The organism is Amycolatopsis sp. NPDC039088 (assembly GCF_055598845.1).
The window spans coordinates 37,683-51,298 of the sequence record NZ_JBVKAE010000037.1; the positions used below are offsets into that span (position 1 = coordinate 37,683).

Annotated in this window: 18 protein-coding genes; 6 read left to right on the forward strand and 12 right to left on the reverse strand. The window is 69.2% G+C overall.

Annotation, left to right across the window (positions count from 1 at the left end; translation table 11 throughout):
• Nucleotides 1-136: 136 nt before the first annotated feature.
• From ACZ7KI_RS34925 to ACZ7KI_RS34955, 7 genes are all read right to left on the reverse strand, one after another.
• Nucleotides 137-610, reverse strand: coding sequence for a bifunctional nuclease family protein (locus tag ACZ7KI_RS34925; RefSeq protein WP_005150031.1), 474 nt, complete (start codon nt 608-610; stop codon nt 137-139).
• Between the two features lie 219 nt (nt 611-829).
• Nucleotides 830-1,591, reverse strand: a complete 762-nt coding sequence (ftsR, locus tag ACZ7KI_RS34930; RefSeq protein ID WP_465501775.1) for a transcriptional regulator FtsR — start codon at nt 1,589-1,591, stop codon at nt 830-832.
• Nucleotides 1,588-2,055 carry a glycogen accumulation regulator GarA gene (garA, locus tag ACZ7KI_RS34935; RefSeq protein ID WP_037305121.1) on the reverse strand — a complete coding sequence of 156 codons (468 nt, stop codon included), beginning with the start codon at nt 2,053-2,055 and terminating at the stop codon, nt 1,588-1,590. The genes ftsR and garA overlap by 4 nt, the downstream gene beginning before the upstream one ends.
• A gap of 125 nt (nt 2,056-2,180) precedes the next feature.
• On the reverse strand, nt 2,181-2,564 hold the full coding sequence (gene gcvH / locus ACZ7KI_RS34940; protein ID WP_061989543.1) for a glycine cleavage system protein GcvH: 384 nt from the start codon (nt 2,562-2,564) through the stop codon (nt 2,181-2,183).
• Nucleotides 2,565-2,653: 89 nt separating this feature from the next.
• The gene (locus ACZ7KI_RS34945) at nt 2,654-3,256 is read right to left on the reverse strand and encodes a cardiolipin synthase ClsA (RefSeq protein ID WP_470277291.1); all 603 of its coding nucleotides are present in this window, start codon (nt 3,254-3,256) and stop codon (nt 2,654-2,656) included.
• Between the two features lie 37 nt (nt 3,257-3,293).
• Nucleotides 3,294-3,527 carry a hypothetical protein gene (locus ACZ7KI_RS34950; RefSeq protein WP_465501773.1) on the reverse strand — a complete coding sequence of 78 codons (234 nt, stop codon included), beginning with the start codon at nt 3,525-3,527 and terminating at the stop codon, nt 3,294-3,296.
• A gap of 240 nt (nt 3,528-3,767) precedes the next feature.
• Nucleotides 3,768-3,950 (reverse strand): hypothetical protein, encoded by a 183-nt coding sequence (locus ACZ7KI_RS34955; protein ID WP_470277292.1) that lies wholly within the window; start codon nt 3,948-3,950, stop codon nt 3,768-3,770.
• 34 nt (nt 3,951-3,984) lie between these two features.
• Between ACZ7KI_RS34955 and ACZ7KI_RS34960 the strand changes: the two genes are divergently transcribed.
• A complete protein-coding gene (locus ACZ7KI_RS34960; RefSeq protein WP_470277293.1) occupies nt 3,985-4,350 on the forward strand; it encodes a hypothetical protein in 366 nt (121 codons plus the stop codon).
• 23 nt (nt 4,351-4,373) lie between these two features.
• Nucleotides 4,374-4,757: a hypothetical protein gene (locus ACZ7KI_RS34965; RefSeq protein WP_470277294.1), complete on the forward strand. Its 384-nt coding sequence runs from the start codon at nt 4,374-4,376 to the stop codon at nt 4,755-4,757.
• A gap of 13 nt (nt 4,758-4,770) precedes the next feature.
• Here ACZ7KI_RS34965 and ACZ7KI_RS34970 read toward each other — a convergent pair whose 3' ends face one another.
• A complete protein-coding gene (locus ACZ7KI_RS34970) occupies nt 4,771-5,031 on the reverse strand; it encodes a hypothetical protein (protein ID WP_470277295.1) in 261 nt (86 codons plus the stop codon).
• Nucleotides 5,032-5,226: 195 nt separating this feature from the next.
• A complete protein-coding gene (locus ACZ7KI_RS34975) occupies nt 5,227-6,126 on the reverse strand; it encodes a hypothetical protein (RefSeq protein ID WP_470277296.1) in 900 nt (299 codons plus the stop codon).
• Between the two features lie 173 nt (nt 6,127-6,299).
• Between ACZ7KI_RS34975 and ACZ7KI_RS34980 the strand changes: the two genes are divergently transcribed.
• Genes ACZ7KI_RS34980 through ACZ7KI_RS34995 form a run of 4 tightly spaced genes read left to right on the forward strand, consistent with a single transcriptional unit; the run spans nt 6,300 to nt 10,082 of the window.
• Nucleotides 6,300-7,286 carry an adenylate cyclase gene (locus ACZ7KI_RS34980; protein ID WP_470277297.1) on the forward strand — a complete coding sequence of 329 codons (987 nt, stop codon included), beginning with the start codon at nt 6,300-6,302 and terminating at the stop codon, nt 7,284-7,286.
• Between the two features lie 2 nt (nt 7,287-7,288).
• The gene (locus ACZ7KI_RS34985) at nt 7,289-8,263 is read left to right on the forward strand and encodes a hypothetical protein (protein WP_470277298.1); all 975 of its coding nucleotides are present in this window, start codon (nt 7,289-7,291) and stop codon (nt 8,261-8,263) included.
• Nucleotides 8,260-9,453 (forward strand): adenylosuccinate synthetase, encoded by a 1,194-nt coding sequence (locus tag ACZ7KI_RS34990; protein WP_470277299.1) that lies wholly within the window; start codon nt 8,260-8,262, stop codon nt 9,451-9,453. The genes ACZ7KI_RS34985 and ACZ7KI_RS34990 overlap by 4 nt, the downstream gene beginning before the upstream one ends.
• A complete protein-coding gene (locus ACZ7KI_RS34995) occupies nt 9,450-10,082 on the forward strand; it encodes an NUDIX hydrolase (RefSeq protein ID WP_470277300.1) in 633 nt (210 codons plus the stop codon). Before ACZ7KI_RS34990 ends, ACZ7KI_RS34995 begins: the two co-directional genes overlap by 4 nt.
• 4 nt (nt 10,083-10,086) lie before the next feature.
• Here ACZ7KI_RS34995 and ACZ7KI_RS35000 read toward each other — a convergent pair whose 3' ends face one another.
• From ACZ7KI_RS35000 to ACZ7KI_RS35010, 3 genes are all read right to left on the reverse strand, one after another.
• A complete protein-coding gene (locus tag ACZ7KI_RS35000; RefSeq protein ID WP_470277301.1) occupies nt 10,087-10,845 on the reverse strand; it encodes a D-Ala-D-Ala carboxypeptidase family metallohydrolase in 759 nt (252 codons plus the stop codon).
• Between the two features lie 176 nt (nt 10,846-11,021).
• On the reverse strand, nt 11,022-12,725 hold the full coding sequence (locus ACZ7KI_RS35005; RefSeq protein WP_470277302.1) for an AMP-binding protein: 1,704 nt from the start codon (nt 12,723-12,725) through the stop codon (nt 11,022-11,024).
• A 39-nt stretch (nt 12,726-12,764) separates the two neighbouring features.
• Nucleotides 12,765-13,607 carry a crotonase/enoyl-CoA hydratase family protein gene (locus ACZ7KI_RS35010; RefSeq protein WP_470277303.1) on the reverse strand — a complete coding sequence of 281 codons (843 nt, stop codon included), beginning with the start codon at nt 13,605-13,607 and terminating at the stop codon, nt 12,765-12,767.
• Nucleotides 13,608-13,616 lie beyond the last annotated feature (9 nt).

Genomic DNA, 13,616 nt, shown 5'->3' on the forward strand with positions numbered 1-13,616 from the left:
GGAGGGGGGGGGGGGGGGGGGGGGGGGGGGGGGAGGGGGGGGGGGGGGGGGGGGGGGGTGGGGGGGGGGGGGAGAGGGGGGGGGGGGGGGGGGGGGGGGGGGGGGGGGAAACCCCCCCCCACCACTCACGAGCCGATCAGGTATCCGCGCCGCGGAAGTCTTCCGGCGAGACGGAGTCGAGGAACTCGCGGAACTTCTCGACCTCGTCCTCCTGCTCGTCGGGGATGATGAGGCCCGCTTCCTCCAGCACCGCGTCCACGGCGTGGATCGGGACCCCCACCCGCAGCGCCAGCGCGACCGAATCGCTCGGCCGCGCCGAAACCCGGATATCCCCGTCGAAGACCAGTTCCGCGAAGAACGTGCCTTCCTTCAGGTCGGTGATGACGACCTGCTCCAGCTCTCGGCCCAACGCTCCGATGACCTCCTTGAGCAGGTCATGGGTGAGCGGACGGGCCGGGCGGACTCCCTGCTGCTCCAAGGCGATGGCGGTGGCCTCGACCGAGCCGATCCAGATCGGCAGGTAGCGCTCGCCTTCGGTTTCCCGCAGCAACAAGATCGGCTGATTCGCGGGTAACTCCACCCGCACGCCGACGACGCGCATCTCGCTCATCGGGCTTCGCCTCCCTCTCGTGCGCACGGGCTGCAACGCTTGTCTCGACGACCAAGCGACGGCGATCCCGACGCTACCCGTCTTCCGAGCGCTGTGCTCGCTGTCCAGACATTCTCGGTTCGCTCGCGGCAAACCCAACTCTCACGGTACGGCATAGGGTGCCGAACATTCAGTCATTGACAAGTGACCTCACAACGGTTCCGGCTCCCCGGGAGCCGTTCAGCCGCCCGTGACGGCCCGTATTCCGGCCTTCACCAAGAGCGTATGTAACGCCACGGTCAGCGCGGCGAGCTCGCGGACGACCTCGTCACCCCTCGCTTGCGCGTCCTCGTCACGGTGCCGATACACCGGGGTCACGATCTGCTCCAGCAGACCGACTTCGCGGTCGGCCGCGGCCCGGAAGGCACGCAGATGTCTCGGCTCGATACCGAATTCGGTCATCGCCTTCACGGTCTTCGCCACGAGGACCGCGTCGGGGTCGAAGAACCCCGCAGCTCCCGGGCGGACTAGACCGTATTGCCGCAGCTCAGCCAGGGTGGCGGCGTCGATGCCGGCCTGGCGGAGTAGATCTTCCTCGGTCAGCCTCAGCTCGCGGTCGCTCTCGAAATCCCCGGGGGACGGCAGTCCGCCGTTCTCCCCCGGGGCTTCGAGCGAAACGAGTTTCCGCGGCGGTTTGGGCCCCACCGCCGACGGCGCGGCGCCCTGATCCGCCGCGTCCAGCTGTTCCTTGATGACCTTCAGCGGAAGGTAGTGATCCCGCTGGGCGGACAGGACGAACCGCAACCGCTCCACGTCCGCCGGAGCGAACTGCCGGTACCCGGACGGGGTCCGGCCCGGCTGGACCAGACCCTCCGCCTCGAGGAACCGGATCTTGGAGATGGTGACATCGGGGAAGTCGCCGCGCAGCTGTGCCAGCACGGCCCCGATGCTCAACCCATCGCGCTGCGACGCATCCCGATCAGGCCGCCCGGCCGCCGTCACTGTGCCCCCTGGCCCCCGTGACCCGGGCCGGTCAGGAAGACCAGGCGGAACTTGCCGATCTGAACCTCGTCGCCACCGGCGAGGACGGCCTGGTCGACCGGCTCGCGGTTGACGTAGGTGCCGTTGAGGCTGCCGACGTCGATGACGACGAACTCGCCACCCTCACGGCGGAACTCCGCGTGCCGCCGGGAGACCGTGACGTCGTCGAGGAAGATGTCGCTGTCCGGATGCCGTCCCGCACTGGTGGTGTCGCGGTCCAGCAGGAAGCGCGAACCCGCGTTCGGGCCCCGCTTGACGACCAGCAGGGCGGAACCCGCGGGCAGCGCGTCCACACCCTGGACAGGGGCCTCGGCAGCCGGAGGAGCCTCAGTGCCTTCGACGTCGGCCAGGAAGTCGGCCCGGAAGACAGAAGTCCGCTCCGGAGACTGCTCCGGGGGAACGCCGGGCCCGTCGTTCGTGCTCACCTGAGCTCTCCTAACGCATGTGTGTTGCCACTACTCAAGAACGTGTAGAGGACAAACGTACCGTGCCTGATCGAATCTCCGGTCCGCGGCTCCCCCTACTCGGAGCGGACGGCCGCGGCCTGCGGCTATTCCTTGATCAGCGCCTGGTAGGCCTCGGCCTCGAGCAGGGAATCCACCGTGCTCGCGTCGTCGAGGCGAAGCTCGATCAGCCAGCCCTCGCCGTAGGGGTCGCTGTTGATCAGCTCGGGCGACTCGGTCACCGCGTCGTTGACCGCGACCACCTCGCCGTCGAGCGGGGCGAACAGCTCCGAAACGCTCTTGGTCGATTCGACCTCGCCGAACGCGTCACCCGCGCCGACCTGCTTGCCGACCTCTGGCAGCTCGACGAACACCACGTCACCGAGCTGGTCCTGCGCGTACTCCGTGATGCCCACGCGCACGAGCCCTCCGTCGCGCACGGAGACCCACTCGTGCTCCTCGGTGTAGCGCAGTTCTTCTGGAGTGGACAACGCCGCTCCCCTTTCTGGGTGCCCTCACTCGAAACCGACGCGCGAAGTTTCGCATCCCGCCGGGCCACGCGCCCGGCGCCTCCCGGAAGCTAGGCCGACCGCAGCGCCCGCACCGTCTGTACGACGTACAACACGCCCGAATAGACGTACAGCACGGCACCCCAGGCCGTGAACGCGTACCCGATCGGGCGGGCGATCGCGGCGATGTCGGATCCACCCTGGGTGAGCAGCAGGAACGGGAAGGCGTACATCAGCACGAAGGTGGCGCCCTTGCCGATGTAGGTGACCTCCGGCGGGGCGAATCCGCGGTGGCGCAGGAGCAGCACGCAGACGCCCAGTACGGCCTCGCGGACGACCAGCGGGACCACCAGCCACCACGGGACGATGTCGCGGATCAGGAAGGCGACGAGCGTCGCGAGGATGTAGAGCCGGTCGGCGGCGGGGTCGAGCAGCTGCCCGAGCCGCGACATCTGGTTGAGCCAGCGGGCGAGTTTGCCGTCGAGCCAGTCGGTGAGCGCGCTGAACACGAGCAGCGCGAGCGCCCAGCCGTCCTCCTTCGGGCCGAGGAGCAGCCACAGGAAGACCGGCACCCCGGCGAGCCGGAGTATCGAAAGCATGTTGGGAACGTTCAGGGCCTGCCGCAGCAAAGAGGGCTCTTCGCTGGTCACGCTCGGTTCGGGGGGCGTACTCACCAGCGCAGCCTATCCAGCGACGGCAGGTCCTCCGGCGTCAGCTGGCCCGGGTGTGGCTCCAGCCGCGGCGTTGCAGGTCCGCGCTGGTCAGCGCCACGGGCCTGCCCCGGTGGTCGGTACCCATCCAGCGGGTGTGCCCGGCGGAACTCTCCAGGACGTACGGGCGGCCGCCGCACCAGACGACGGTGCACGGTGCCGTGGGCGGCAGCTCCGCGCTCGCCGGTGCGGTGGCCTCGAATGACGCGGGATCGTTCTGTTCGTCGGTCTTCATCGCTCTCACGGTTTCGGGTGACGGGGACTGGGACACGCCGGAGCGCTCACTTGTCTTTTCGGCAGAACAGGGGCCGGCGTTAACGGCCCTGCCCCGGATTCGTCCGATCGATTCGCGACGACAGCGGTGTGTTGTCGCGCCGTGAACGGCATGTTAATTGTCCACAGTGGACAGTTATTTGGCGGTCCTCGCGTACCGCCGCGCCGAGGGCGCGATAACCTGCCGCGCATCGAACGTGGCTCAATGCCACGACATCGGGTCCGGCCGGGTCAGAATGGGCCGGCCACGACCGGCCGACGAAAGGATCGCCTTGCCCGTCTCGACGACCACGGGATCGTGGCGGCGACTGATCGCGGTCTGCGTCGCCGCCGGAATCCTCGCCGCCTGTTCGGGCGAAGGCCCGCCACCGCCCGTCACCTCCACGCCGGCTCCCCCGGCCACTACGTCGCCTTCGAGCATGTCCAGCGCTTCGGTGCCGCCGATCCCTTCGCAGACCGCGCCGGCATCGCCGGCTGCCCCGAATCCCGCCCCCAAGCCGAAACCCGCTGAACCGGTACAGGGTTCGTGCGGCACGGTCACCGCGGCGAGCGGGCTGACCCTGCAGGTGCTCAACGGGCCGGGGGTCTCGTGCGCGGACGCGACCGGGATCGTCGGCTCGTTCCACAAGAGGATCGCCGGACGCCAGTCCGCCGGCTCGGACGAACCGGTCAGCGAGACCGTCGACGGCTGGTTGTGCGTTTCCGGCGCACCCGCCGCGCAAGGCGGCACCAGTTGCAGCAAGGGCGAGCAGAACGTGTTCGCCGCCGTTGTCCCCGTCGAATGAACCGTCCCCGAAAAGAAGGGCCCATGAAGAGCCTCTCCATACTCCCCGCAGCGGTCGCCGTCGTCCTGCTGAGCGGCTGCGGGGCCGACCCGGCACCCTCGGCCGCGCCGGCGTCGTCCTCCCCCGCTCCCGCCGCCGACCAGGCACTCACCGGAACTCCCTGCGGTGAGATCACCGGATTCCAGGGCGCGAAGAACAAGGTCGTCGCCCGCGGGAAGACCGAATGCGCCGAAGCGACACAGGTGCTCACGGACTACTTCGCCAAGTTGACGCCCGCCGAAGCCAACTCGCCGCAGGGGCCCGGCCCGGTGGTGATCGGCGCGTGGACGTGCGGGAGCGGGCCGAACGATCCGGTGACGAGTTGCTCGACCGAGGACGAGCGGCAGATCGAAGCGACCCGGCTCTGAGCGCCCGGCGACGTCAGTTCCGCCGACGCCGCCGCCGGACCGCGTCCAGCCGGTACAGGACGCCAAGGCCGACCGCCATGCCCAGCAACACCACACCGAACAGGCCGACCACCGACAAGGACCAGATCAGCGAGGACTTCGACCGGTAGACGAATCCGTCGCCGGCGAAGATCCTGTCACCCGCGGCAGCCTTGTCACCCTCGATATTTCCGCGACCGGTGCGCCCGTCGTCGAACCGCCACTCTCCCGAACAGAAGGGAATCAGACCGCTCATCGGCGCTCCCCCTTCGGCGCATCCCGAAATCCCGGTGACCGTGACTTCCTCGCCGGTATTCAATTCACGCACGTAGGCACCGAAGTGTCCCCAGACGACACACAGCAGGAAGACGTACGGGACACCGGCCAACAATGCCCGGAAAAGAACCCTGGAATTCTGTGGCTTGCCCGGCACGAATTTCCCTTCCTCGAATCACTGGAGGGTCAACCACGCTTCATGGTCGCGTTCCCCGACGAGGAGGTAGCCAGGCCGATAGCCGGGCGGGACCACGAAACAGACCAGCCCCCTGGTGCCGTCGAAAGCGCCCGGAGCGCCCGCGCAGCCTTCGACCCGCCGCGGCTCGCCGTGCTCGTCGGCGGACAGCCGCAGCGAGGTGTCACCCAGTCCGGTCGCCTCGACCCGAAGCGCGAGGACCCGGAAGTCGCTCAGCCACGCGGCGGCGCCTTCCGGCGGCTCCGCCGCGATCCCGGTCACGCGGAGAGACAGTCCCCCGGCCACGACGGTCCCCCCTCGTCCGACCGCCGGCGGATCCCCGGCCTCACGACCGTACTTCCACAGTTCCAGGACCGGACGTCCCGTCGCGTGATACGCCGTCTTGCCGAACCCGACCGGCGTCAGCACGACGAACGCGGCCAAGCTGACACCGGCCAGGAGCGACGGAATCGCTCTGTGCGTCCCCAGGGGCGACGACAGCGGCCGGCGTAGCCGCCACGCGACCACGACACCGAACGCGAAGAGCAGGCCGCCCAGTGACATCGCGACGGTCTTCTCCCAGGTGTGATGGGCCTCCACCTCGGCGGTCGCGCCGCGCACGGACAGCACCCGGTCCGTCAGCGAGGAAAGCCGGGCGACCACGGGCTCCCCACGGTGGAATTCCCCGTTCACCGGCAGTTCGATCACGCGACGGTCTTCGGTGATCGCCCGGACCTCGTAGGTGGTGCGCGGACCGTTCTGTCCTTCGGTGATCGTGAAGTCCGACTCGCTGACCACCGCGCGCACGGCGTGGGTCCCGCCCAGCCCCTCGATGGCCCATCGACCGGCGAACGCCGCGAGGAACCCCAGAACGACTCCGAGCACGACCAGGACCGCCACGGCCCAGGTTCGCTCCTCGCTGCCGCGTGACTGCTCCTGGGATATCACCGATCACCCCCGCATGGTCGCTCCAGGGTAGGCATCGGCCAGCACGGCCGGGCACAGGATTTATGCCGACAAGATCTTCTCCCAGCCCCTTGTCACACCGAGTAAGAGTCGTCTAGACTCAAACTATGCTCACCAGGGACGAAGCCGTGATGGCGATCGAGAACGCGGCCGAAGCGGCGGCTCTGTTCGACACCGACCCGCGGCTCGCTCACCGTCACTACCGAGCGCTGGCCGCCGCGCTGCACCCCGACCGGAATCCCGGCGAACCACGCGCCCACAAGGCGGCCGCGACCCTCAATCGCCTTTACGACGACTGGAAACGCGGCCGCGGCCAGACGGTCACCACGGCGACGTCGGCCTACCACCTCACCCGCCCGCACGCGGTGGGCAGTGTCGCGACGACGTACCGCACCCCCGGACCTCATCTGGTCAAACTCGTCCGCGACCCGGCGCTGAACCCGCTGATCCACGCCGAGTGGGCGGCGTTGCGCACGCTCGACGCCTTCACCGAGCGTCACCGCTGGCTGCGCCCTTACTACCCGCGGCTGCTGGACACCTCAGGCTCGGTGGGGCGGGGCGAGCGGGCGTTCAGTGTCCTCGAGCCACTCGTCGACGGGTTCATCACGCTCGCCGACGTCGGGAAAGCCTTTCCGGACGGTCTCGACGGCCGCGATTACGCCTGGATGCACCGGCGTCTCCTGCGCGCCGTCGCGGGAGCACACCGGGCGGGCGTCGTCCATGGCCATCTGACCGCGGACAACGTGCTGGTCCATCCCGGACGGCACGGCATCGTCCTGATCGGCTGGTCCTTCGCCGTCGAAGACGGTGCGCTCCCGCTCGCGGCGGACAACTCCGTCGACTATCCACCCGAAGTCCACAAAGGACTGCCGATGACCTCGGCCACCGACGTCCACATGCTCCACCAGCTGATGCTTTCCCTGCTGGCGCCCGGAGAAACCCGCCAACGTGAGTTCGCCACGTGGTGCACCCAAGAAGCCCCGGGCCAACGGCCCGACGCCGTCGATCTGCTCGACGAATACGACGACCTGATCGGCGAGCTGTACGGCCCCCGCACCTTCCGACCCTTCACCATCCCCGAGACAGGAGCCTGACCATGGGACACGGACACTGGGACGACAACGCCTACGCCGCCGCGAAAACCTTCCGCGCGGCCAAGGGCGAGGACGATTTCGGCTACACCGCCGATCTCCGCTCCAAGCCCGCGAAAGAGTGGAAGGTCGCGCCCGCGCTCGATCCGCTGAACGCCGTCCGGGAATGCCGGGATTCGGCCGAGCACGCCGATTCGACGCCGATCGCGGTGCTGTTCGACGTCACCGGCTCGATGCGCCGGGTACCGCGGGTCATGCAGGGCAAGCTCGGCAAACTGCACGGCTTGCTGAAGCGCCGCGGCTATCTGGCCGATCCGCAGGTCCTGTTCGGCGCGATCGGCGACGCGGACAGCGACCGGGTGCCGTTGCAGGTCGGGCAGTTCGAATCGGACAACCGGATGGACGAGCAGCTGCGCACGATCTTCCTCGAAGGCGGTGGCGGCGGGCAGAAGAGCGAATCCTACGAACTGGCCGCGTATTTCATGGCTCGGCACGTGGTCACCGACGCTTGGCGGAAACGCGGCCGCAAGGGTTACCTGTTCCTCATCGGCGACGAGCTGAACAAGCCGGCGCTGGAAGCACGCCACCTCCGCCGGGTGATCGGTGACGATGTGCGGGAGGACATCGATCCCGCGTCGGTGTACCGGGAGCTCGCCCGCAAGTGGCACGTCTACTTCGTGCTGCCGAACCAGTCTTCGTACTACAACGACCCCGAGATCGGCGAGCACTGGAGCGGTCTGCTCGGCCAGAACTTCCTCAAACTCGACGACCCCGGCGCGGTGTGCGAGCTGATCGCGGCCACGATCGGGGTGGAGGAACAGGTCGTCGACGTCGACCGGGCGCTCGCCGATCTCGCGGACATCGGTTCGGCCGCCGAAAGCGCGGCGGTCGGCAAGGCGCTGGCGAAGCTCGGAAGCCGGACGGTCGTCACCTCGGCGGTGCCCGAACCCGGCGGTCCGGACCACGTGGTGCTGCGATGAGCCTCCTGGACGGGCACGTGGTGGTGGTCGGGCTCGGTTTCGGCGACGAAGGCAAGGGAGCCGTGGTCGACGCGCTCTGCGCCGACCGGCCCACCACCGCCGTCGTCCGGTTCAACGGCGGCGCGCAAGCCGCGCACAACGTCGTCGAGAACGGACGGCACCACACGTTCAGCCAATTCGGGGCGGGCACCTTCGCGGACGTGCCCACCCATCTGTCGCGATTCGTCCTGGTCGAACCGTTCGCGCTGGCCGCCGAAGCCCGGCAGCTCGAAACCGTCGGCGTCGCGGATCCGCTGTCGATGCTGAGCGTCGACGGACGAGCGCTGCTGACCACCCCGTTCCACATTCACGCCAATCGGGCGCGGGAGGACGCCCGTGGCGCGAAACGGCATGGCTCGTGTGGAAAAGGCATCGGCGAGACCGTCTGGTACTCGCTGCTGTCCGAGGCCGCCCCGGGTGACCGGGTGGAGAACCAGGAGGTGATCGGGACACCGGGCGAAGCACCCACGGTCGCCGACTGCACACGGCCGGCGGTGCTGCGGCGCAAGCTCGACGCGCTCGCGCGGTTCTACGCGCCGCTCGCCACCCCGCCGCACGGGGTGGGGGAATTGGTGGCGCTGTACCGCGATTTCGCGGACGCGGTGCGGATCACCGAAGGCGACGAAACGGGACGGCTCGCCGACAGCGGCCGCGTGGTCTTCGAGGGAGCGCAGGGGGTTCTCCTCGATCAGCACCACGGATTCCATCCGCATACGACGTGGTCCACGACCACCCCGCACAACGCCCGCGCACTGCTGGGCGGGCGTCGGCACACCGTACTGGGCGTGACGCGGACGTATCTCACCCGGCACGGCGCGGGGCCGCTTCCCACCGAATCCGCTTCCGTGCTCGCCCGTTTTCCCGAGGCGCACAACGACATCGGCGAGTACCAGGGCGCGTGGCGGGCGGGGCATCTCGACGCGGCGCTGCTGGACTACGCGATCGCGGCCTGCGAAGGCGTGGACGCGTTCGCGGTGACCCATCTCGACGCGGCGGGGCTGAAGGTCGTGGACGGCCCCGGCTCCCCCGCCGTCGACCTGCCGGATCCACTGGCCTGGTTCGGCGCGCGGCTGCCGGTCGCCGTCACCGGGTACGGCCCGGACAGGGCCGGTTACCGGGTCACGGAGGCAAGGTCGACAATCTACGCGTGATCGACTCGACTCCGGTGTCCGTCGACGTGCTGGTGGTGCGGTTCGACCCCGGCGCGCGGACCGTCCTGCTGGGAATCGCACCGCGTGCCGCGGAGCCATTCGAAGGGGAACTCGCCTTGCCCGGGGTGCTGCTCGGGCTCGGGGAACGGCTGAGGGACGCAGCGGGCCGGGCGGCGGTCACGAAACTCGGGCTGCCGCCGGACGCGCTCTCGGCGACGGGTCAGCTCGTCACCTTCGACGAGCCGAATCGAGACCCGCGCGGCCCGACTCTCTCCATCGCGCTGTGGGCCACCACCGTTCCCGCGCTCGGCGAGCACGGGAACGTGGTGTGGACTCCGCTGGACGCGGTACCGCCACTGGCGTTCGACCACGACCGGATCGTCGCGGACTGCCGCCCGCTGCTGGCCGACCGGCTGTGGCGGGACGTCGCTTTCACCGCCGGGCTGCTGGGACCGACCTTCACCACGGCGCAAGCGCTCGACGCGACCGAAGCGCTGACCGGGGACCGCCCCTATCCGGCCAATCTGGGCCGGATCATGGAGCGGGTCCCCGGGTTGCGCAGGACCACCGAGCACGCGGCCGCCCTCCCGAAAGGAGGACGGCCGCCTTCGCTGTGGCGTTGGGAGTGACGGATCAGATCCCGCAGGAGGACGCCGACCAGAACCGGCTGGAGCGGTGCGCCACATGCGTGTGATCGTCGTGGCCGGGGTAGCCCGGTCCGAGGATCTCACTGAACCCGTGGTTGCGGGCCTGCTTCGCCAGGCCGCAGAAGCCCTGCGAACCCGCGCCCAGGTCGACCGCGTCCCCGTAGAGGTGGCGGCTGTTCGTCGCCCCGCCGACCGCGTTGTTGCAGGCCACGCTGCGGAAGCCGCCGTTGACGTCGATCGGCCGGTCACCCACGGCGTGCCGCATCGCCTGCAGCTTCCACATCGACACCAGCGCGTTAGCCTTCGCCGTCGCGGCCGGGACGTTGCCGCCCGACCAGTCCGAGTTGCACCGGTTCAGTTCCGCGTAGGTGAAGTTGACCGGCGTGCAGTCGTTGTCCTGCAACTCGTAGATCTTCGCGAACGTGGCCGATCCGGCGATGCCGTCCGCGCCCAGCCCGTACGCCTGCTGGAACCGGGTCACGGCGGCCTTGGTACCCGCGCCGAACTGGCCGTCGAGGGCCAGCACGCCGCCGTAGCCGGGGTATCCGGCGACCCGGATCTGCAGCTGCCGGACGTCGTCGCCGGACGCGCCCTCGGACAGGGTGCGTCCCCAGGTGTAACAGGCGTCGGCGGCGGCGACGTCGCCCGCCGTCACCGGGCCCGGATCGGCGGCGGCCGGAGCGGCCACCGCGGTGCCGAGCCCGGCCACGAGGGCGAGCATCGGCAGGAGAAGACGAATGCGCATGACAGGAACACCTTTCAAGGCAGGGAAGGTGAGTCCCGTGACCCCCACGGGATGTCAACGATTCACTACCCGGGAGGCTAACGCGTCTTCAGCTGTCACACTGTGGGTCGTTCGACCCACACGGGCCCCGGCACGCAAATAGAGGACTAAATGCGTGCCGGGCGCACCGGAGGCGGTCAGCTCTTCAGCTGCGGAAAGTCCTCTTCGCGGAACTCCCCCGCCGGCCGCTCGCCGGTTTCGGTCTCGCGGCCCCGCAGTTCGACGCGGCGGATCTTGCCGGAGATCGTCTTCGGCAGCTCCGCGAACTCCAGCCGCCGGATCCGCTTGTACGGCGCCAAATGCTCGCGGCAGAAGGCCAGGATGGACACCGCGGTCCCGGCGGTCGGCTCATGCCCGTCGGCGAGGACGACGTACGCCTTCGGCACCGCGAGCCGGATCGGGTCGGGCGCCGGGACCACGGCCGCCTCGGCGACGGCCGCGTGTTCCAGCAGGACACTTTCCAGTTCGAACGGCGAGATCCGGTAGTCCGACGCCTTGAAGACGTCGTCGGTCCGGCCCACGTAGGTGATGTAGCCGCGTTCGTCGATCGATCCGACGTCGCCGGTGTGGTAGAAGCCGTTCGCGAAGGCCGCGGCGGAGCGTTCCTCGTCGTCCGCGTATCCGGTCATCAGCCCGACCGGGCGCTCGTCCAGGTCGAGACAGATCTCGCCCTCTTGCGCGCGCTCACCGGTGACCGGGTCGACGAGCGCGACCGTGAACCCGGGCAGCGGCCGGCCCATCGACCCCGGCACGACCTCCTGTCCGGGGGTGTTGGCGATCTGGACGCTGCTCTCCGTCTGGCCGAAACCGTCGCGAATCGTGACACCCCAAGCCTTCTCGACCTGGTCGATCACCTCGGGATTGAGCGGTTCGCCCGCGCCGACCACCTTGCTCGGCGGGGTCTTCAGCACGGACAGGTCCGCCTGGATCAGCATCCGCCACACCGTCGGCGGGGCGCAGAAACTGGTGATGCCGCAGCGCTGCATCTGCGCCATCAGGGAAACCGCGTCAAAGCGCGCGTAGTTGTAGAGGAACACCGTCGCTTCGGCGTTCCACGGCGCGAAGACGTTGCTCCACGCGTGTTTCGCCCAGCCCGGCGAGGAGATGTTGAGGTGGACGTCGCCCGGTTCGAGCCCGATCCAGTACATTGTGGACAGATGGCCGATCGGGTACGAGACCTGCGTGTGCTGCACCAGTTTCGGCTTCGCGGTCGTGCCCGAGGTGAAGTAGAGCAGGAGCGGGTCGTCCGCCGCGGTCGGCCCGTCCGGGGTGAACTCGTCGGGCTGGTCGTAGGCGTCCACGAAGGACTGCCAGCCTTCGACCTGCTGGCCGACGGCGATCCGGGTGTAGCCGCCGTCGACGTTCTCGAACTTGTACGCGTCGGCGGAGCGGATCACCACGTGTTTCGCCGCGCCCCGCTCGACCCGGTCGGTGAGGTCCGCCGGGCCGAGCAGGGTCGAGGCCGGGATGATGACCGCGCCCAGTTTGATCGCGGCCAGGATCGTCTGCCACAGCTCGCCCTGGTTGCCCAGCATGAGGATCAAGCGGTCGCCCCGGCGGACGCCGAGTGAGCGCAGCCAGTTCGCGACCTGATTCGACCGGCGGGCCATCTCCGGGTAGGTCCAGCGATTCTCGGCGCCGTCCTCTTCGACGATCCACAGCGCGTACCGATCCTGATTGGCCGGGTCGGCCGCGATGACGTCGAACCAGTCCAGCGCCCAGTTGAACTCGGCGGGCCGGGGCCAGGTGAACTCGCGATACGCGGTTTCGTAGTCCTCGCGATGGGTCTGCAGGTAGTCCCGCGCCTCGCGGAACGTGCGGTGTGCCTCCGAAGCGCTCACGTTCGTCCTCCTGGTCCGCCGGGTGGCCGCGGGTTCTTTCTACTCTCCCTTGAACTCCGGCGCGCGCCGCTCGAGGAAGGCCTGCACGGCCTCGCCGAGGTCCTTGCTGGGCAGGAACGCCGCGTTCCAGGCCGAGACGTAACGGAGGCCTTCGGCGACCTGGCGTTCGGTGTTGGCCGAAAGGACGTTCTTGGTGCCCTGTACGACCAGCGGCGGGTTGGCGGCGATCTCCTGCGCCATCTTGCGCGCTTCGGCCAGCAGCGTCTCCTGGTCCGCGTAGACGTCGTTCACCAGGCCGATCTTCTCCGCACGGGCGGCGTCGACGTCCTTGCCGGTCAAAGCCAGTTCGCGCAGGCGCCCCTCGCCGATGATCGGCGCGAGCCGCTGCAGGCTGCCGAGGTCGGCGACGATCGCGACCTTGACCTCGCGCACGCTGAACTTCGCGTCCGCGCTCGCCAGCCGGACGTCGGCGGCCGCGATCACGTCGACACCGCCGCCGATGCACCAGCCGGAAACGGCCGCGATAACCGGTTTGCGGCATTCCGCGATCGAGGACACGCTCGCCTGGAGGGTCTTGACCTCGTCGAGGAACTTCGTCCGCGGGCCCGCGAGCGCGTCGCCGCCGAGCATTTCGCCCCAGCTGGGCATCATCGCCGGCAGGTCGAGCCCGTAGGAGAAGTGCTTGCCGCTGCCGGTCAGCACGACCGCCCTGACCTGCGGGTCCGCGTCGAGCGCACGGAAGACGATCGGCAGTTCGCGCCAGAAGTCGGGCCCCATCGCGTTGCCCTTGGACGGGCCGAGCAAGGTTACTTCGGCGACGTGCCCGTCGATCTCCACCTTGAGCGAAACGAGATCGGGAAGACTGTCAGTCGTAGCGGTCATGGGGTCATC

What these genes read in the sequence shown, in the direction of transcription:
- ACZ7KI_RS35010 (WP_470277303.1), bottom strand. Translation starts at nt 13,607, where the DNA reads ATGACCGCTACGACTGACAGTCTTCCCGATCTCGTTTCGCTCAAGGTG.
- ACZ7KI_RS34965 (WP_470277294.1), top strand. Translation starts at nt 4,374, where the DNA reads ATGAAGAGCCTCTCCATACTCCCCGCAGCGGTCGCCGTCGTCCTGCTG.
- ACZ7KI_RS34990 (WP_470277299.1), top strand. Translation starts at nt 8,260, where the DNA reads ATGAGCCTCCTGGACGGGCACGTGGTGGTGGTCGGGCTCGGTTTCGGC.
- ACZ7KI_RS35000 (WP_470277301.1), bottom strand. Translation starts at nt 10,845, where the DNA reads ATGCGCATTCGTCTTCTCCTGCCGATGCTCGCCCTCGTGGCCGGGCTC.
- ACZ7KI_RS34950 (WP_465501773.1), bottom strand. Translation starts at nt 3,527, where the DNA reads ATGAAGACCGACGAACAGAACGATCCCGCGTCATTCGAGGCCACCGCA.
- ACZ7KI_RS34980 (WP_470277297.1), top strand. Translation starts at nt 6,300, where the DNA reads ATGCTCACCAGGGACGAAGCCGTGATGGCGATCGAGAACGCGGCCGAA.
- ACZ7KI_RS34985 (WP_470277298.1), top strand. Translation starts at nt 7,289, where the DNA reads ATGGGACACGGACACTGGGACGACAACGCCTACGCCGCCGCGAAAACC.
- ACZ7KI_RS34925 (WP_005150031.1), bottom strand. Translation starts at nt 610, where the DNA reads ATGAGCGAGATGCGCGTCGTCGGCGTGCGGGTGGAGTTACCCGCGAAT.
- ACZ7KI_RS34960 (WP_470277293.1), top strand. Translation starts at nt 3,985, where the DNA reads ATGTCCAGCGCTTCGGTGCCGCCGATCCCTTCGCAGACCGCGCCGGCA.
- ACZ7KI_RS34970 (WP_470277295.1), bottom strand. Translation starts at nt 5,031, where the DNA reads ATGAGCGGTCTGATTCCCTTCTGTTCGGGAGAGTGGCGGTTCGACGAC.